Here is an 18509-nt window from a genome sequence, read left to right as displayed (position 1 = left end):
TGAACCAGTTTGCTATTCTCTATGAGGAACGCTTCACCCACCCCGCTTCGCTGAGATAATGCTGGCTCACCGGCTAAGTTGACGGTGAGCCTTTAACTGCCCTGAACACAAAAACGCTGACAGGCCCGCGTGAACTGGTAACCGTTTCGGCCTACTGGTACAGTATGTGGGCACACCGGCGAAACAGCCCGTGGAAGGGATTTCTTCAGATCGATCTGAACCCGGCGGAAGATGCTGTCGCACTGGCAGAGCTTGCGCAGATCGAAGCCGGCTTCGTACTACCCGCTCCGCCGGCCGGCGCTGCACAGCGAGTGCAACCATGAATCAACAGGAACAGACAAATCTTCGGGCAGAGGAACGCTTCCTCGCGAACCAGCTCAATCGACTTCCTGCCGGAGCTGGCATCACCAGGCTTAGCCTTGAGACTCGCCTGAAGAGTGTGCGAGCAGCTTTGGCTAGTCAGCCCTTGGAAGTGAACCCACCTGCTAAATCTCGACTGACTTTTCGCGGGCGCCCTGTGCGAGGTACGCACGGAATTGCGGCAGAGTTTGGCGTGGCGGCGACCAAGGCATTTACGGACGCGGTCACGGCTGTTGCGGCATCATTTTCGGGCCCGCTCGCGCCAATGGGGCCGATCCCCAATCGCGACCAGAATCAGTTGCTTATTACTGGTACGGCTGTAGGGTCTTTTGGCTTTGAACTTGAGGAAGCGAGGAGTCAAGACTCGCTGCTCGATAGCGAAACGCCTCTCAGCAAAGCGATGAAGCAAACAGTGCGGCTGATCGAGAGTACAACGCGTACCGATGATGAGCTGGCTGACTCTCTGTCAGAAATCGACCACCGGGCTTTTGAAAAGGTGAAGGCGTTTCTGGTCGTCCTTGCGGATGGCCAGGCGGCATGCGCAATCGAGACAGGCGGCGAGACCTTCCGCTTTCAGGACTTCGAACAGGTTGCGCGTAGCGTTGAGCGGTTGAGCAATGAGAACGTTCGGGAAGAAGAAGTGAGCTTGTCCGGACGATTTGTTGGTGTGCTCCCTCACCATAGAAGCTTTGAGTTTGAGCAGGAGGGGGTGGCGGGTGTCATCTACGGCAAGATTGCGCCGAGGCTTGAGGAGCCCGCTGAACTGGCTGCTAATCTTGGGGCAATCTATGTGGCGACCTTTGCAAGAGCGCAGGTCGGCGGCGGACGGCCGCGCTATGTTCTTCTGACTGCCGTGCGCACGGAGTCACCGCCATCATCAGGCTGAGCGAAGCAAGTTCAATCGGCACTGGTCCGCTTCGGCGGACTTTTTTTATTTTCTGGGGATGTGCAAGTGGAGGTCCCCCTCAGGGCCTTCTGTCGTCCGATTGCCCCAAAACAAAAAGCCCAGCATCGCTGCTGGGCTTTTTGATGAAACTGGTGGTGGTACAGCGACCGAATCGACGCATAATGATCTATATAAATCAATGACTTGGAAGTTTATTAGATCGTGCATACCCCATTGCATACCCTAAAAAGGCAGAAGGGCGCTTGGTAAGCCGCGGAGCGTCACGGTTTGTCGGGGCGGCGGCGCAGCAGTCAGGTCTCGGCGTTGTGCGTGCTCTCTGTGTGCCGTCGCCGCACGTTGTCGACCGCACCAACACAATGCGCGTTTCACATGTGAGGGCCTATCGTTGCGCCAAGCTACACGACGTCGTAATCGAACACGCATGCGGCAAGCACATCCGTTGCTGCGTACGGGCCCCGCCCCCCACCCCTCAAGCGCTGACGCTCCGATATCAGATGTAGATGTTTGCGCGCGCGAGAGCCCACGACGTAGAGCAACTTTCGGGCGCTGCTGATCCCTTCGTCTGCGTCCGCTTCTTCGCTGAAATGGGGGACCATTCCCTGCAGCAGCCCGAAGGCTATTACCACGTCGAACTCGGCACCCTTGACACCATGGATTGTGTTGACAGTGATACCACTCCGGTGCTGGAAGACTTTGCGGAAGAAGTCGATGCCTCCGATGTACGCGGCACCCTCCCTCCGTAGTCGCGCGATCTTCGCGGCAGAACTGTCGAAGAATGCCTGGTGATGCTCTGAGAGCAACCTGTGAGACTGCCAATCGACCCCGAGACGATCCATCAATGAGGTGAAGTACTCTCTAAGATATTGCAGGCCGTCAAGCTGATTCAGATGGATGGAGTTGCTTTCCCGAAGAAGCAGCTTGGCAGTTAGCATACGAGTGTCGATCCCTTCATTGCCAAGGTCTTTAATTACCTCTGTCGCCCACCGCATGCGCCGCACATGTTGCGAGGGAGTTGCATCCGTGAGTGCGATCCGCGACAACCGATACCAGAAGTTCTCCTGATCGCGGCTGAATGGGATCATGCCTGGGCCGTCGAATTGATACTCAGGTAAAGCACCTGCCAGTCGGCGTGTCACTCCGGCCAGCAAAATCCACCATGGCGCAAGAACACAGATCTGTTCCGCAGCAAAGCCCTGAGCGGTGCTTAGCCTGATCAGTCTCACAAGCTCAGCTTCGAGCTGGTCCCTCTCCAAATTGGTGTTGTAGCTGATACGGCTTGGGAACGCTCGGTCGAATGAGGCCCCTCGAATTCCGGTTGGATACACAGTGAAATTCGAGAAATATCGGATTAGCCGGTCCGTAGATCGATAGTTTTCAGACAGCACACGCTCGTCCATTCGGACACCGCACAGCTGCCGTAACTCGGCAACTGGCATCGCGAAACCACCTAACGAGCCAAAGATTGCTTGATTAGGGTCGCCCACAACAAACAGCTTTGATCGCTCAGCTCCAGCCCTCGCGATGGCGGCAACGATGGAGTATTGAATCCTTTTCGTGTCCTGATACTCGTCGATCAGTATCCACGGGAAGATGTTTGCCAAAACCTTAGAAATCTGTGGTTGGCTTTGAATCAGGCGCGACGCATAGAAGAGGATCTGTTCAAAGTCAATCTGCCTGTTATCTGACAGGTGGCGGAAGTACAGAGAGAAAATCGCATGAAGACGTTCGTGTTTGCTTTGGTCTCTGCACCCTAAGACATACCCTTCATCGGTGAAATAGTAATCACAGTCCCAATAAGTAATTCCTCGCTGCGTGCGGCATAGATCTTCCAGTAGCCGCTCTTGCTCATGGCCGTCAATGATCCGGAAGCCACGTGCTAAGGCTGGCTCGTAAATACCGTAGGGCTTCAGAATCCATTCCAAGCAGAAGGAGTGGATTGTCCCAATCCATAGCTGCGATGTGTCCACGCCAAGCCCTTCGATCCGTTCATGAATCTCGTCGGCCGCTCGGTGCGTATAAGTGAGGGCCACGATAAACTGCCGCTTGCTTTGCAGGCGTGAGAGCTCATAGGCAATCTTATAGGTAAGTGTTCTGGTCTTTCCGCTGCCCGGGCATGCGATCAGGAACACGCTGTTCTCCTCGCGTACAGCCTGCGACTGCTCATCGTTCAGCTCGGTCTGAGTCCATACGAAGGTCATGGCAGATCGCCCAAAAATGCTAGGATCTGATCGCCCGGGAGCCCTATCGCAGCCTCCGCTCTGATGGTGTTGAAGTCAACGCGGCCTGCACGATACTCAAGCAGACGTTCCCAATAGCGCTGCAGCTCTGGAGGTGTGGCGGCTCCGCCAGGGTTGTTCAGTGTCACTCTGTGCTTGAGTATGCTGAAGATAAGTTCGGTGGAGAACGTGCCATGCGCGAAGATGATCGCTTGCCGGATGTAGGGCGGGATCACGGTTTTGTGATCTACTCGCTTGCCGAGAAGAATCGCGAACCACCCCTTACCTTCATAGTTAGCCATGGTGAGCACGCGCCTTCCAAATTGGGCTGGATCTCCTGAGCTCAGCTCGGCTATGGATTGCGCGCGAGTTGCTGCCTGCGTATAGACATCATTGACCGTTGCAACCACTTGTCCCGTATTTCCGCATGCCACGAAATCAACCTCGAACGTATTGGCAGCATAAAACGCCTTAAGCCATGCATTGTCGGCGGTATGCGCGTCGAGTGCGACCTTGCGAGCTGCACCGGAGGTCTGGGCTCCTAAGAGTTTGCTTTTGAACTTTAATGTCTCGGGATCGTCGCCTGGCGATGGATGCGGGTTCATAAATGCCGCGTCGAGGTCAGTGATGATCGAACAACGTCGACGTATTCTAGTCTGATGGAACAGCGCGGATACGTTTGAAAATCCGGTACTGCCGATGTTGACTAGACTCACTCCAAGCTCGTCTAGGCTGACTCCAAGAACCTTCTTCACCATCAACGGGATAAGGATTTCTTCGGCGTCTCCCTCTACTAGAAGGACGCTCTTTGCAAAGAGCAGGTTGCTGCGAACAGCATCGAGGTAACGTTGAACATTGCCCACCTGATCGGCAGCGAGCCCTGCGGCCGGCTGGAACGCTTCGCAAGCAGTTCCGGTGCGCCCTAGGATGTTGACGCTTTGGATGTTGCTCACCTCGGAGATGTGCGTTGAATGCGTCGAGTAGATGATCTGCGCACCGGCATATCCAATGCGATCGAACAGCGTCTTTTGCACATGAGTGTGCAGATGCGCCTCTGGCTCCTCGATGAGCAGGAAGTTCGCAAGCGCTTGGCGCTCGTGCTGGTATTTGAACTCGAGAAGCTTCAGCGTGAGGAAAATGAGATTGGCTCCGCCAAGGCTGAGCTCGTTAATGCTTCCCTCATGACTCGCATCGAACTCACCGACGAAGAGTTTTAGCGACTGAAATAGCAAGTCCGCTTCATCCGGTAGGTCAGACTTGATCGCTAGCAAGGAGGGTGAATACGTCTGGCCAGAAGCGCCATGGATCGTCTCCATGATGTCGGAGCGGACGGTCAGCACATCCCTCAGATTTTCAATCTCTGCGTTTAGCTGTCGTGCGCGGTCTACGACTGGCTGAAATTGCACGGGATCGAGTTGTCCACTTTTGCTTTTCAGCAGTGTAAGGAGCGGATTCGTCCGGTTGTTGTGGAACTCGGATACCACATCGCGTAGAGCCTGAATGAAAGTGAATGACACTTCCTTGGTGACCGACAGCGTGCCCGGAATGCGTGTCCCTAGCTCCGGAAACTCGATCTCGCGGCTGAACACAGCGCTGCCAAAGTCTCCCACAATGCGTCGGTAGACAGCGGGATCCGAGAAATCGGCAACGCTCTTTCCCGTAAATAGCGTTTCGTAGTCGTCGACTGTAACCCGATCAAGGATCGCGTTCATGCCGGGAACGTCAAAATCCGCCAGAGCGGCAAGATTCATTCTGATCTGCTTATTCGGGCGAAATATCAAATTGTAAGTTGCTCGCTCAACCACGCCGCCAGGCTGACCGACTCCCGTGCCATGTAAAAAGAGAGCTTGAATGGCTTCATCCGCGCTGATCTCCTCGAACTCGACGCTGATTATGATCCAATGGCCTCGCCAGGATCCAAGTCCTCGGTAGAAGTCAGATTCATTGAGCCTGTAGGAAGCTCGGACCATGCTGTCATCAAGCATGAGCCTGATCGCTCTTAGGACGTTTGTCTTCCCTGCGCCGTTCTCGCCGATGATCGTATTGACGCCTTTGGTGAATCGCAGGGAGGCGTTACCAAAATTTCGATAATTGACGAGCGTTAGTTTGGAAATGTGCAAGCGTGCCTCCGCATTCTTATGTTGTGTCACACGAGAGCACAAATTATCACAGACTGCTGTGGTAACTGTCACAGACTGCTGTGGTAACTGTCGCTGAATATGACAACAGCCGTCGGCGCTGGCGCACGGGCGGGCGGACGTAGAGTATGCGTCCGACTCTCGATTTATGAAGGCATGGAGATCCCGTGTCGAGTGACGCCGGGCTGTCAAGAATCAGCAGCGCCTACTGAAGAGGCCCACCCAGCCCAGCCGCCGAGGAGCTGCAACCGCCGATCCTTGAATTGCTTTGGCAGGGGCTTATGGCGCAGATTGGCGGGCGCCGGGGAAGTTGTTGGCCCCATGGCGAGACTGAGGACACCGGCTGAGAAGTGACTGGCGAAAAATGCAGTGGCACCGTGGCAACGCGCTCGCATCGCCCGCGAAGCCATATAAATCAACGGACTAACCCGCCACGGAATGCCACGAAATTCTGTGTGGCTTCCTTCCGAATCCGTGGCTTAAAAAATAGGCAGTGCCTCGAAACTGTGGCACGTCGCTGTCCGTCCGTTTTCAACGATTCTTTCTCTTTCTCTTTGATTTTAAAAGAGAAAGAAAAGAAAATGGGGGAGGGTAGCTTGAACATTCGGTGTGGCAAATGGCGGCAAAAACGTGGCAAAAGCGGGCGAAGCTGTGGGGCTTGTTTCCTTGGAAATCAAAGGGTTACGGAGCGAGTTACACGCCGCCACGAGTTTTTTCACATTGTGCGGCTTCCAACGGATTAGAGGGAACTCGATGTTGGCCTAGCCAGCGAGGCCGACATCTGTCCGAGAGCGCTGGCGCAGCCAAAAAACAAAAGCCCGCGCATGGCGGGCTTGGAAGAGGGCGCTGCGGGCACTACGGCGGACTTCGAGCGTCTTCGATTTCAGGTATGGCCTCCAGGCCGAGCCGTTCCAGATTCGGCACGCTGATGGCCGTCATATGGGCATGGCGCCGCCCGTGGATGCGCTTTTCAACATCGTCCAGCAGCTTGCCGGCATGCTTTGGGACGACGCCGGATTGCAGCAACTGCTGTTTGAAGATCCGTGCCGTCTTGATGGGCAGCGAATCAAACTTCTGCCGCAAGTGCGGTGCCGTCGAGATATGGTCCATGACGTGGCTCGGCCGCACGAAAAGAGCCATGACCTTGCCTTCATCGGTCTGCACAGTGTCCCAGCAGCGGGGGAACTCAAAGCGGCGTGCCGCAAGCTCGGAAAGCAAGACATCCATTACCCAGAACCACGGCAGGCGTGCACCATCGGTTTCTGCGATGTGTGCGGTCATTTCCGCCAGGACATCTTCCACAAATCCGCCCTGGTCGACATCGATGTCGGCGAACTCGGCCAACAACGCCCACGCTGTCATGACCGCCGCGTAGTTCTCCATCATGCGCCGCGCGGTGGCGTCAGGCGATGCGACACCGCTGCGTTTCACACACTCAGCGATGAAGGCTTCGTGAAGGTCTCTAATGCGTGCCGGCTCAATGGCGGCAAGAAACTGAAGCCATTCCCATACCGGAAACTGCGGCGTGCTGTGCGGGACGATTGCACCCTGCTTGGCCACCGATAGCGACGTGCGGCAGATTTTCGACTGCAGGCTGGCCACGTCCACTTCTTCACCGGCCAACAAGACGGGGGCGCACATCAGGTATGGCGTGAGAGACGACCCCACACGCGTGAACTCGAAGCGATACGTGGACTGCAGCAGTCCGTCGATGTCCGATAGAACGGCTTTGGGCAGCTTGGAAAACTCATCCCATCCCACGGGCTGCGTAGTCCATGAGACGGAGGCGCGGCGGCGGTGGTCCGTCTTCAGCATCTGGCCAGACAGAACCTGAAAGGCGAGTGTGCTTTGTAGGCTTTCCAGCAGCTTGGATTTTCCCGAGCCCTTTTCGGCTTGCATCTGCAGATGTGGGTAGAAGCCGAGAACCGTCTTCAGATGCGTCCCAAGCGCCCACACAAGCCCTATGGCGGCGGCATTGTTCCGGAAGGTAGCCTGGTACGCCTTGATGACTGCGCGCGCGTTTTGGCGCGTTCCGCGCGGAAACGTCATGTTGTAGTACAGGCATTGCTTCTGCGGCTCAATGAAATAGCAGTCGCTGCCCTCTAGCGCAGCGAGCTCGCCGCCGCGCCACGCGAGACCGACAAAGTTGACTACGTCACGCGCGCCGAGCTCGGCAGCCCGCTCCAAGATGTTGACCATCCGCGCGAAGTTGGCGGGCATCCAGATATGCCCAAACTTCCCGCGCCACCATTCGAGATTGTAGAGCTTGTCATCGCCGACAACCTCGCGCTGTAGGACTGCACCATGACGCGGCACCTGCGCGCTGATGCCGAAGACCGTCTCTGGCTGGTTGTCTGGTGTGCCGTTGATAGTCGCAAGATGGCTTTGAATGCGCAGCCGGGAGAATCCGGCGACGCGAAACGAACAAAGATCGCCCACTTCTTCGGATCGGCGTGGCGGGTCATCGTCACCGTCCCCTTCTTTATACTTCTGCACGTATTGCGTGAAGTCTTCCTTGACGCGAAAACGCCAGTAGACCGCGAAGTCATGGCTTGGGAGAAAAACACGGCGTGTCCCTTCGAGGCGCTCACCACCTCCCGGCATGCCTGGTATCAGCCACGGCTCAAGACGCTTTAGCCGCTTGGTCAGCTCATCGGCTCCATGTTGCTGCAGGACATCGTTGATGTCCTGTCCTTCCTCCCAATCTTGCATGTCAACGAACATCGCACCGATGTCCGCAGCTGTTAGGGCTTCTGACAACTTCCACGCGGCGGATAGGCCGGCACGCTGTCCGGTTCGCTCATTGACGGCATCAGTGTGATCGAGCGCAATCAAGACGCGCTTGCCGCGCAGAAAAGTCCAATCGATCTTGTCCACGTTGGTGGTGCCACGGATGGCAAACGCAGCGGTGCCATCGGCAAGATGACACGACTCGACGGACAGTGCATTGATGGCGCTTTCGACAATAAACACCGTGTGTGCACGCCGCAGTCGCATGGCGTCGCTCGTCCATCCGTGTCCGAGCTTTTCACCTTGGCATTGCGTCTTGACGTTGCCATTCAACGTTGGATCTGCGTACCGAAGGTCCACGGCCACAACGCGACCTGTACCCGGCTCGCACACGACGAACGCGGCTGCGGGCCCGCCGTGGCCAACTTCGCCGGCTGGAACCTTGTGGCTTTGCCATGTGTTCCATCCAAGGGTGCCTGCCTTAATGGCGCGGCGCGCGACCGTTTCATCGATGCCCCGGCTCGACAGATATGAAATCGCAGGGCTTGCATCAGCGCGAGCCTTATCCGCGATGTATTCCTCAGTGCTTTTCTTCGCTGGAAGCCCGCGCGGTTCGGTGCTTGGCATGGGCTTCCCGTACCAGTCCCCCAGCAACTTGGCAGCGTCCATCGGACCGCCGATGTCGGGTAGGCAATGGATTACAAGATCGATGCAGGATCCGCCCGTCTCGGTAGACCAGTCTTTCCAAGAACGTCCATTGTCATAGATCGACAGGGAGGGGCTCTTGTCGGTGTGGTGAGGGCTGTGATAGTTGCCCTTGGCGCCGCTGCGCCTCAGGTCTAATCGCTCGGCTACGTCGTGCAAATCGATGCTGCGCTTGAGTTCATCAAACCAAGCGCGGAGGGCGGGATTGTGCTGTGTATGCATGGGCGGCCTCACAGCATGTCATGGACATGGCTCAGTGCTTCGTCCAGGCGGTGTTTGAGAGGGCTCAGCAAGCAATGCAGGCTGTGATGAGCGGGGGATCGATCGCTCTCAAGGTCGAGAAAGCGCAGGATGCCTTCAAGGCCGGCGCTTACCCTCAACAACTCATAGCAGCTGTCTTGTGCGGTTTCCCGAATGCTCTCGCTCAATGCATTGATTTGGGCAACGGCACTGGACAGCTCCGCTTTGGATCGACGGTTTGTAGGCCGGATCTGCGACACGAGCTGCGACAGCATATCGCGTTGGCGGAAGAAGGCGAGCTCGTTGCCCGTCAGACGCTGAGCCTTATGCATGGCGCACCTCCGCTTGTGCGATGGTAGCGACGGCGACCAGGGCGTCGCCAACGATGTCGAGTGATGCGCGCTCTGTGGGGGCGTCAACTGCATCGCGCAGGGCGACACGAACAATGGCAATGATTTCGGGGAATACAGTCTGCTCAGGGCGAGCGAGGGCATTAGCACGCATTGCGGCCTCCTTGGGTATGTTGGAGGCCCGCCGCTCATTTCCACGTGAGGGGTGGCGGGCCCGACAGCGGGGGTGGAAAACCGGTACCCAAGGTGACCGGCCAGCCCGAAGGCTGCCCCGCCCGGCCCGCCATAGAAGTCTAGGCGCGCGCGTACGCTACGGACGAAAAAAATGCCGCATGGGCGGCTATCCGCCTTGGGTTGTTCCGGGTTTCCACGCCCGGTCACCGTTGTTTCGGTGACGTTCGAATTCTTGATCATCTGGTTCAGGCTGTCAAGGTTGCTATCTCCCCGGCCTCACCTGGGCGGAAAGTGGTTGGATCGCGGCTTGTTCGGGCGCCGGCACTGCGTTGGACGAGCGCCCTGCGAGCTGTCGGGCGATATCCGGGTCTGGGATGCTGCTTGGAGACAGGGTCCGGACCACTTCGACCAGGCTGACAAACGTGTGCCCGCAGTCGAGGTTTGTGCACTGGCAGTAAAGCTCCCGCGTCATGCGGGAAGCCGGGCGGCTGGAGCGAATATTCGATTTCGAGCCGCAGTGAGGGCAGTCCATTCTCATAGAAAGCAAATGCTCCTTCGCAAGGGCGGCGAGCCACGCCGCCGCCCGTGTGCAGTGATGTCAGCAGTCGGTTGTGATGGTGTCGTCAGGTTGCGACGAGTACCGCTCGGTGTTTTCGCTGAGGCGGGTACTGTCGGAGCGGGAGAACATGTGTTCGCAGCGCAAGTTCTTGCAGCGATACAGCGCCTCACGATTTCCACTGCCGCATTCGACGTAGCCTTCGGCGGGGGTAAGGGATCGGCACTTCGGACATTTTTTTGCTTGCATGTTTGACCTCAATTGGAAGTGCTGACGGCTGCCTCGCGGAGCCGTGCTTTGCGTTGAGAGAGTTCGGCACGCAGCTTTTGTGCTGCCGCGTGGTAGGCGGGTTCAAAGTTGCTGCGTCCGGATGGCCGCTCAATGGTGGCAAGAACATCGTCTTGCTCTGTCTCCGCTTGATATTCGCTGACACCATGATGGACGACCGCATAAGCGTCAGCCAGGGCGGCGTCAATTGCCGTCTTGTAGCCCAACTGCTCCCACTGCGCGCCTCCGGGCCGTCGTGCCTGGCATGCATACGCATCTGCGAGCACATGAATTGCATGGATGAAAGGTAGGAGCATTTGGCCCGACGAACTGAGCAGCTCTTTGGCGCGTTGATTCAGAACGGCGCTGTAGGAATCGGCTTCTTCGCGGTGTGCGATACGCGCGTCGAGAATCGCCTCATCAAGAGCGAGCTGGATCTCGGCAATGATGGAGCGGTAGTCCTCTGCAAGCGTGTATGCGGCCCGCTCCTTGCCCTTGAGATCCCGGAGATGCTTCATCGACGCGCCGGCGTCTCGCATCAGTGCCGCCGCTTCATTGCGTGCAGCAAGTGCTTCAGCGTCGGCGGCATCAGCGGCCTTCGTGTTCTTCTCCAGATCCGCTTTGATTCGGCTCACGTTATCGCGCGCGGAAGTGAAAGCGGCCGCCACGTCGTTGTATCGGGTCAGGGCGACCTGCAAGTTCTCAATAAGTAGTGTTTCGGTCATGGTGATTTAGGTTACGTCCGACGTGACGCAATGCGTGACTGCATCCATTGCCTGATCTCGCTGGAGAGCCAGGCCACGCTTTTGCCAGCCAATGGCACGGGCTTCGGAAAGTCGCCGCGCCGCATCCTGTCGTAGATGGACGATGCAGGCAGGCCACAAACAGCCACGACTTCAGGCAGTCGCATGAAGCGTTCTGCTTCCGCAGTCCCCGTGTCGCGCAGGACGAGACCGGGAACGGTGCATGCCGTGGAGATGCCGGCTTGCGGACTCATCATCTGTCTTCCTCATCTAGGTTCAAAGGTACGAGCAACACGGTTCCGTATTGCTCGGCGTTACTCAATGCTGCACAGAGCGAACACAGTGTCCCGATAGCGCGCCGGTCATCGCAACGGCATCGTGTTGTGCCGTTGTCGTTAACAACAAGGTGGCGGGCGTAGTGGGGCGCGCAGCATGCTGCTGCATTTGCGAGAGCATCGATGTGGATGTGCTACGAACGTTTAGGACGCGCTCAGGACGCGTGCATCGTCACGACGGGATAGGGAGGGGCTGTGTACCCTCAGCGCGCGGTTGAGACCCCGCCTCACCCGCGCGCTTCATCGAGTGGTTTTTATGCACCCGTTTTAGAGGCATGGCGCCGCGCCGGAGTTACCTTGCAAGGCAGACTGCACCCTGCAAGAAATTACGCAGAATTACGCACCTCCAGCACTGTTTGTCGGAGTGGAGGGCGCTGGGGTGGGGTCCCACGGCGGCATGTATGTCGGACGAAATGGGGTGCCGTCGACAATGACGTCATGTGTCGCCTGTAGCCAAAGGCCTGAGTTCGCGAGATGTGGCGCCTCACGTGGATGACTCGTGAGGACGTCGATAACGGCGTCGCTAAGAGCATCGACAAGGGAGCGGTTGGACGTTCCGGAGTACCACTCATCGATGTGCCTTCGCACGATGCTGCCAATGGTCCCGGGCAGCGCCACTCCTGCATTTCGGGCGGGGCCGCAGTGCATCAACTGCAGTTGGTCCTGCAGGTGTTGCAGGAAGCCAATGGATTCCTCGCGATGAAGGCCGCCCAAGGCCACGAGCTGTCTGTGAAGCTCCGAATAGGGCATGCAGGCGCCATGGGTTGCGCAAGTCTCCAGGCGGGTCAGATACCGCGCAGCGGTCTGAGTGCCGGCGAGGTGCGCGCGAGTGCTAGGAGTGGCTGTCATTGGGCTTCCTTGGCATTGAAATTTGCGGGGTCGGCAATCCAGGCATGGACCGCCGAGAAGTCGTAGAGGGTGCAGCGGGTGGTGAGCCGAAGGGGAGGGGGCGCCTTGCCTTCGTTCACGAGCTGGCGCCACTTTTCGCGGCTGATGCCGACGAACGGGGCAATGTCTTGCCAGCGACCCCGACCGAGGTGCGGAAGGTGTTCAAGGCGAGGTGGAGGGGGAGTCCGATCTTTGGTGGGCCGAGCCTTGCTGGCTCTCACGGATCGTTGGGCTTTGGTTGCCATCGGTAGCCTCATCTAGCCATTTGTTGCAGATGCGTTGCGATGGCATGAGGTTACTCAGGAGGCTGGTGTTTGCTAATAGCTGGAGCTAGGCTGAGGGGCGAAGTGCTACGTCCCTCGGGGTTTTGCTTAGCACGACGAATGTCGAACTAAGTGGCTCTCCGATTTAGATGATTTCGAGATTCGCTGAATGGGGTTGCCTTCAGCTCTGGTCGTTTAAGGAATTGGGTAGGATTTCCGCGCCTGGGTCGTACGCCCAACGGTCCATGGCTTCGCTGAGCTCGTGCCAATGCTCTTGTAGCTTGGGCAGATTTTCGGCGGTGACCCATGGCTGGTCTAAGGCTTCCAATACGTCGAATTGAGGGGTGGGAACGACCGAGCCGAATGCCGCGTCGTAGAAGAATCTCGACGACAGAAAGTTCGTGACCTGCACAATGATGCGTAGCGCATCATCAATTTCGAGATAGGTCGTTGTCGGGGCACTTTTCCCGTTCTCTGCGAAGCGCTCGGCGTGCGCGACCACTTTGTCTGCCATGGTGCAGACCTTTCTGATCGATGGATGGCCCAGTTGCTCTTTCAGATTCGCAATTACGGCGGGCTGGATAGTATCCGTACGCCTACGCTTTTTCGACGGTCCTGACAATTCGTCGAACGCCTTGTGGAGCATTTGTGATGTGCCCCAAGCCTGAGGGCCGGAGGTGGGAAGCCAGCTCGAACTGGCCCCCGTGCTGTTGTTCAGTGACTGGACGTATTGCTGATACGCTTCTTGGTAATCAAAGCGAATCCCGTCATGGCAGACGAAGTTCTCGCGCGTCAGAAGTTCGGGGCGTTTTTCCACCTGTGCAATTAGGTTCCAAACGGAGTCAGTCTGCGGGTTTTTGTCGACCAGCCTGCGTATGCCCATTGTCATGATCGTGGCATATCCAGCAGTAATCAGTTCCCACATCGCGCCGTTAATGGCTCGTTCGGGCTCAATCCTGCGAGCTTCATTGAGCGTGCGGAATACCACTGTGTGCCAGGCGAGGTCGTGAATCTGTGTCGTTACCGCAGTGTCCGCAGGGCCGCGTAGGTAGTCGAGACATTTCCGGCGGAAAACCCGATATTCGCCCAGGACCTTTCGCCGGACTTCAGGAACGTCGCATTGCTCGACTGAATACTCGTACTCGGGGATTGCCATAGTTGTTGCTCTCGGTAGTAGTCCGAAGGAACATCACGCGCTATGGTTGCTCAGGCTGCTGCGCCGCCGCGCGGTACTCTCGTATGAGCTCTGCAAGCTTGCCGTGGGAAAAGGGGAAAACGTCAGCTTTTAGCATGCGTGATGCCCCTTCTTGGGCCGACATGGAAGGCGGGATGTACTCGGCGATGTACTTGAAGGCTGCCTCACGATGAGGGCGGAAATTGTCGTCCCGCTTCCTTCCACCTTTCGATGCGATCTGTCGTCCCGCTTCCCGGCGTTGGAGTAGGCCGTGGCTAGCGCCTAGATAGAACTTTGCTTCCATAACGAAGTGCAATGCCTCCGGCAGCTGATTGCACTCAATCTGTCCTTGCGCTGCACTGAGGTTGAAGACGGCCGCGGCGATGTCTTCGAGGATCGCTTCGTTATAGACGCTGCTAGGCGTAAGCTTTCGTAGAAACGCCGCCGTTGCAGCTGCACATGCCTCCGCCATGACACGTGCTTCTGGGGAAATGTTCGGTGGGTCGTCCGAGTTGTCCGCGAGCATCTCGCGGTCTTGAACTCCAAACAACACCATCAGATTTCCATTTGGACGAACGCCGAATCGCTTCTCATAGTCGTCTTCCACTTCGGGAAATCCGTCGCCTATCGAAACGCCGAAGGCTTCTGCAAACATTTCCTCCAGTTGTTGGTTCGTCTTGTTGAGCTGGTCTTGCAGTAGCGATACTGCGTCCATTGAATCTGCAGTCATGGTGTCGTTGTGCATTACGCCGCCTTTGCTTCCGCAGGATTGGACGCGGCATGTTCATCGATGAAGTCGGCCCACCACTGCATTACGCGACGCCGCTCGGGCATGTATTTGGCGTGGTTGTATGCCGCGATCGTTTGGTTGGACTCTTTGTGGGAAAGCTGCGCTTCTATAACCCGGGGGTCGAAAAGACCGGACTCATTCAGGAGCGTCGACGCAAGGCCACGGAGCCCGTGGACCGTCTGTTGGCCCTTGAAGCCTATCGAATGAAACACCTTGTTCATCGCCTCGCCAGTGACAGGCTTAAGCACGCTGACGGCACCGGGGAACAATAGGGCGAAGTGTCCCGTGTATTGCTTCAGGTCTTCGAGGAGGGCGATAGCTTGGCGCGACAGCGGGACGACGTGCGGCGTTCCGGAAAGCTTGTGCCACAGGCGACCTTTCATGCGGCCGGATGGCACACGCCACTCCGCATTCTCGAAATCGAACTCCGACCATTCTGCGTACCGCAGCTCTCCACCGCGAATAAAGGTCAAGACGGCCAGCTTCACGGCGGCGACGGTCTCAGGCCTTCCGGTGTATCGATCAATGCGCTGGAGGAGGTCGGGCAGCTGCACGTCCGTCACGTGCGGATAGTGCTGAACCGGTGGCCGGGGCTTCAATTGAGCGACCATGCCGGCAGAAGCGTCGACCGTGGCGCGCCCGGTACCTATGGCGTACTGGAAAATTTGGCCGGCGGTGACCAGGGCGCGGCGCGGCATTTCATAGGCGCCGCGCTTTTCGATCTTGCGTGCAACTGTGAGCAGGAATGCCGGTGTGATCGATGCAATGGGATGCTGGCCGAGGTCGGGGTAGAGATCGCGCTCCAGCAGCTGTTTGGTCTTCTGAGCGTAGCCGGCGCTCCACGTATCGTTCCTGTGCTTCAGCCACTCTTCTGCAACGGCACGGAAGGTGTTGCGTGCGGCTTCGGAGACTGTGGCTCGGGCCACGTCGCGGGCAAGAGCTGGGTCGGTGCCATCGGTCAGCTGTGCGCGTGCCGCTTCGCGCCGCTCGCGAGCCGCGCTGAGGCCAACCGCTGGATAGTCGCCGAATGTGAGCAGGTTCTCGGATTTCGACCCGGGCTTCTGATACTTCATGCGCCATTTCTTGGCGCCGCTCGGGAGCAATTCCAGATAGAGGCCACCGCCGTCGCGGAGGCGGTTGCCTCCGTCAGGACTGTACTTGGCCTGGCGGCACTGGATGTCAGAGAGGGGAAGGATTCGCTTGGGCATGGTGTGAAAACTCCGTACCCTGAAAACTATACCCCCATACCCGCATACGTACCCCAAAAAGTGATGGTTGGTACTGGTCAACCATGGGCAACGACAGGCAACAAAAAACCCCGGAAGCCGCTTGGCGCCGGGGTTTTCAGGCAACGTAAGGTGTTGCTAACCATTGTACTGGTGGGTGGTACAGGGATTGAACCTGTGACCCCTGCCGTGTGAAGGCAGTGCTCTACCGCTGAGCTAACCACCCCTTACTGCTTCGTCACCGTTGTTGCTGGTGTCGTGCAGCGGAGAAACGAGATTATGCCGATGGGTCAGTATCTTGTAAAGCCATTTTTTCGGGTTTTTGCGAAAAAGTTGTGAGGGCTTCGGCACAGGGATACTGGAGGTTACTGGACCGTGGCGTCGGCGGGGACTTCGGTCGGGACTTCGATCTTCCAGACGGTCTTGCCGCCGCTGGCCTTGTCCAGTTCCTTGAGCACGCCCTCGTGGGCCGAGACTTCGGTCTCGGTGGCCAGCAGCACGGGCAGGGTCAGGGCGGACAGGTCGGCGGTGGCGCGGGCTTCGCCGCCGGTGGTGCCGGTGTCCAGCATGTCGATGACCAGCGAGTTCTGGCCGCGCGTCATGGCCAGGTAGACCTCGGCCAGCAGTTCGGCATCGAGCAATGCGCCGTGCAGCGTGCGGTGGGCGTTGCTCACGCCCAGGCGGTCGCACAGCGCGTCGAGCGAATTGCGCTTGCCGGGGAACATCTGGCGTGCTTCGCGCAGGGTGTCGATCACGTTGGCCACGTGGCCGCGGAACGGGGGCAGGTCATGGCGCTTGAACTCCATCTCCAGAAAGCCCATGTCGAACGCAGCGTTGTGGATGATGAGTTCGGCGTCGCGCACGAAATCCTGGATGTCGTGCATGACCTCGGCAAACTTCGGCTTGTCGGCCAGAAAGTCGGCAGTAAGCCCGTGGATGGCCACGGCGTCCTCGGGGACGTCGCGTTCCGGGTTGATGTAGAAGTGCAGGTTGCGGCCGGTCAGGCGGCGGTTCACCAGTTCCACGCAGCCAATTTCGATCAGGCGATCGCCGGTGGCGTGGTTCAGGCCGGTGGTTTCGGTGTCGAGAACGATCTGTCGCATGGGGCAGGATTGTAATCGCTGGGGCGGGCGGGACGCCGGTCAGGTGTTGATCGATTCCACGCCGCGATTGGCCAGGCGGTCGGCGCGTTCGTTGCCCGGGTGGCCGTTATGGCCGCGCACCCAGTGCCATTCCACCGTGTGGGGCTGGCGCAATTCGTCAAGAATCTGCCAGAGGTCGGCGTTCTTGACCGGCTTCTTGTCGGCTGTCTGCCAGCCGCGCTTCTTCCAGCCGTGGATCCATTCGCTGATGCCTTTCTGCACATACTGCGAATCGGTATAAATATTGATGACGCAGGGCCGCTTGAGCGCACGCAGCGCCTCGATCACGGCCATCAGCTCCATGCGGTTGTTGGTGGTGGGGTTTTCGCCACCGAACAGCTCTTTCTCGTGGCCGGCGGATACCAGCACGGCGCCCCAGCCGCCAGGGCCGGGATTGCCCTTGCAGGCCCCATCGGAGTAAATCGTGACTTCTTGCATGGATGGATCTGGCATCTTGAATCTGGATTCGGGGGTGCCCCGGGCTGGTTAGTCGCCGGGTGTGGTGATCTTGTGGTGCTTGCCGTGCTTGCCGTGCGTGCCGGTGGGCGTGGCCACCGGGGCCGACACGGGCGTCAGCGTGGGCTTGGCATTCTTCCAGGACGGGCCCACCAGGCGGATGTTCTTCACGCGGCGGATGGCCGAGATCATGTAGACCGAGCCGAAGATCGGCCACCAGCGGTCGCCGGCCTTTTCCATGAAGGCGGCGCGCTGCAGCCAGCGGTCGGTGCGGTACGGCGGGCAATAGCAGCCAAACCGGCCGCGGATGATATCGAAGCCCAGCAGTTTGAGCCAGTCCTTGATGCGCACGAAGCCGATGGTCTGGGCGTCGCTGGGCAGGAACGGCGTGGCGCCCAGCCGGTTCAGGCCCTGGCGCGCGCCCCACAGGCTCATCGGGTTGAAACATGTCACCACCACGCGCCCTTCGGGCATCAGCACGCGCGATACCTCGCGCAGCACTTCGTGCGGGTCTTCCGAGAATTCCAGGATGTGGGGCAGGGTGAGCAGGTCGATGCTCTGCGTGTCGAAGGGCAGTTCGTCGAAGCGGCACAGCAGCTGGCGGGCGTCGGGATGGGTCTCGCGGGGCCCGTGCGGGCCGGCGCGGCCATCGAGCGCCAGCGCCGAGAACGGCATGCGGTTCTCGCGCAGCGTGTCGATATGGGGCAGCCCGAGCTGCACCGCGTGATAGCCGAAGATGTCCGCTACCGTCCGGTCATATTGCTGGGCCTCCCATTCGAGCATGTACTGCCCGGGTGGCGATGCCAGCCATTCTTCCCAATCTATAATCGGTCGGTTGGACATAAGGAG

General features: G+C 58.3%; 16 protein-coding genes and 1 tRNA gene. 1 reads left to right on the top strand and 16 read right to left on the bottom strand.

The genetic code is table 11. From position 1 onward, the window contains the following. Window positions 1-319 precede the first annotated feature (319 nt). Entirely contained in the window at window positions 320-1246 is a 927-nt protein-coding gene (locus MFF62_RS15275; RefSeq protein WP_238263955.1) for a hypothetical protein, read from the top strand. A 416-nt stretch (window positions 1247-1662) separates the two neighbouring features. On the opposite strand, the gene MFF62_RS15270 is transcribed toward MFF62_RS15275, so the two are convergent. From MFF62_RS15270 to MFF62_RS15195, 16 genes are all read right to left on the bottom strand, one after another. Then, window positions 1663-3465, bottom strand: a complete 1803-nt coding sequence (locus MFF62_RS15270) for a UvrD-helicase domain-containing protein (RefSeq protein ID WP_238263954.1) — start codon at window positions 3463-3465, stop codon at window positions 1663-1665. Further along, complete coding sequence (locus tag MFF62_RS15265; protein ID WP_238263953.1) at window positions 3462-5603, bottom strand: ATP-dependent nuclease; 2142 nt, start codon at window positions 5601-5603, stop codon at window positions 3462-3464. The genes MFF62_RS15270 and MFF62_RS15265 overlap by 4 nt, the downstream gene beginning before the upstream one ends. A gap of 873 nt (window positions 5604-6476) precedes the next feature. Continuing rightward, window positions 6477-9278: a toprim domain-containing protein gene (locus MFF62_RS15260; RefSeq protein ID WP_238263952.1), complete on the bottom strand. Its 2802-nt coding sequence runs from the start codon at window positions 9276-9278 to the stop codon at window positions 6477-6479. An 8-nt stretch (window positions 9279-9286) separates the two neighbouring features. Then, on the bottom strand, window positions 9287-9628 hold the full coding sequence (locus MFF62_RS15255) for a DUF1484 family protein (protein ID WP_238263951.1): 342 nt from the start codon (window positions 9626-9628) through the stop codon (window positions 9287-9289). Continuing rightward, window positions 9621-9800: a hypothetical protein gene (locus MFF62_RS15250; protein WP_238263950.1), complete on the bottom strand. Its 180-nt coding sequence runs from the start codon at window positions 9798-9800 to the stop codon at window positions 9621-9623. The genes MFF62_RS15255 and MFF62_RS15250 overlap by 8 nt, the downstream gene beginning before the upstream one ends. Before the next feature lie 282 nt (window positions 9801-10082). After that, entirely contained in the window at window positions 10083-10352 is a 270-nt protein-coding gene (locus MFF62_RS15245) for an Ogr/Delta-like zinc finger protein (RefSeq protein ID WP_283205348.1), read from the bottom strand. 281 nt (window positions 10353-10633) lie between these two features. Continuing rightward, window positions 10634-11368 carry a hypothetical protein gene (locus MFF62_RS15240; RefSeq protein ID WP_238263948.1) on the bottom strand — a complete coding sequence of 245 codons (735 nt, stop codon included), beginning with the start codon at window positions 11366-11368 and terminating at the stop codon, window positions 10634-10636. Between the two features lie 11 nt (window positions 11369-11379). Beyond that, window positions 11380-11553, bottom strand: a complete 174-nt coding sequence (locus tag MFF62_RS15235) for a helix-turn-helix transcriptional regulator (RefSeq protein ID WP_238263976.1) — start codon at window positions 11551-11553, stop codon at window positions 11380-11382. Window positions 11554-12566: 1013 nt separating this feature from the next. Next, window positions 12567-12689, bottom strand: coding sequence for a helix-turn-helix transcriptional regulator (locus MFF62_RS15230; RefSeq protein WP_238263947.1), 123 nt, complete (start codon window positions 12687-12689; stop codon window positions 12567-12569). A gap of 364 nt (window positions 12690-13053) precedes the next feature. Beyond that, on the bottom strand, window positions 13054-14028 hold the full coding sequence (locus MFF62_RS15225; RefSeq protein ID WP_238263946.1) for a hypothetical protein: 975 nt from the start codon (window positions 14026-14028) through the stop codon (window positions 13054-13056). A gap of 40 nt (window positions 14029-14068) precedes the next feature. Beyond that, window positions 14069-14791: a hypothetical protein gene (locus MFF62_RS15220; RefSeq protein WP_238263945.1), complete on the bottom strand. Its 723-nt coding sequence runs from the start codon at window positions 14789-14791 to the stop codon at window positions 14069-14071. Beyond that, window positions 14791-16044, bottom strand: a complete 1254-nt coding sequence (locus tag MFF62_RS15215) for a tyrosine-type recombinase/integrase (protein WP_238263944.1) — start codon at window positions 16042-16044, stop codon at window positions 14791-14793. Before MFF62_RS15215 ends, MFF62_RS15220 begins: the two co-directional genes overlap by 1 nt. A gap of 169 nt (window positions 16045-16213) precedes the next feature. Beyond that, window positions 16214-16288: transfer RNA gene (locus tag MFF62_RS15210), tRNA-Val, on the bottom strand. 139 nt (window positions 16289-16427) lie between these two features. After that, window positions 16428-17165, bottom strand: coding sequence for a DNA polymerase III subunit epsilon (gene dnaQ, locus MFF62_RS15205; protein WP_238263943.1), 738 nt, complete (start codon window positions 17163-17165; stop codon window positions 16428-16430). A gap of 39 nt (window positions 17166-17204) precedes the next feature. After that, complete coding sequence (gene rnhA, locus MFF62_RS15200) at window positions 17205-17642, bottom strand: ribonuclease HI (protein WP_238263942.1); 438 nt, start codon at window positions 17640-17642, stop codon at window positions 17205-17207. Between the two features lie 48 nt (window positions 17643-17690). Further along, window positions 17691-18503, bottom strand: a complete 813-nt coding sequence (locus MFF62_RS15195; protein ID WP_238263941.1) for a class I SAM-dependent methyltransferase — start codon at window positions 18501-18503, stop codon at window positions 17691-17693. Window positions 18504-18509 lie beyond the last annotated feature (6 nt).

It is taken from the genome of Cupriavidus pauculus, assembly GCF_022179805.1.
In the GTDB taxonomy this organism is placed as follows: Bacteria; Pseudomonadota; Gammaproteobacteria; order Burkholderiales; family Burkholderiaceae; genus Cupriavidus; species Cupriavidus pauculus_E.
This window is presented reverse-complemented; position numbering and strand designations above follow the sequence as displayed.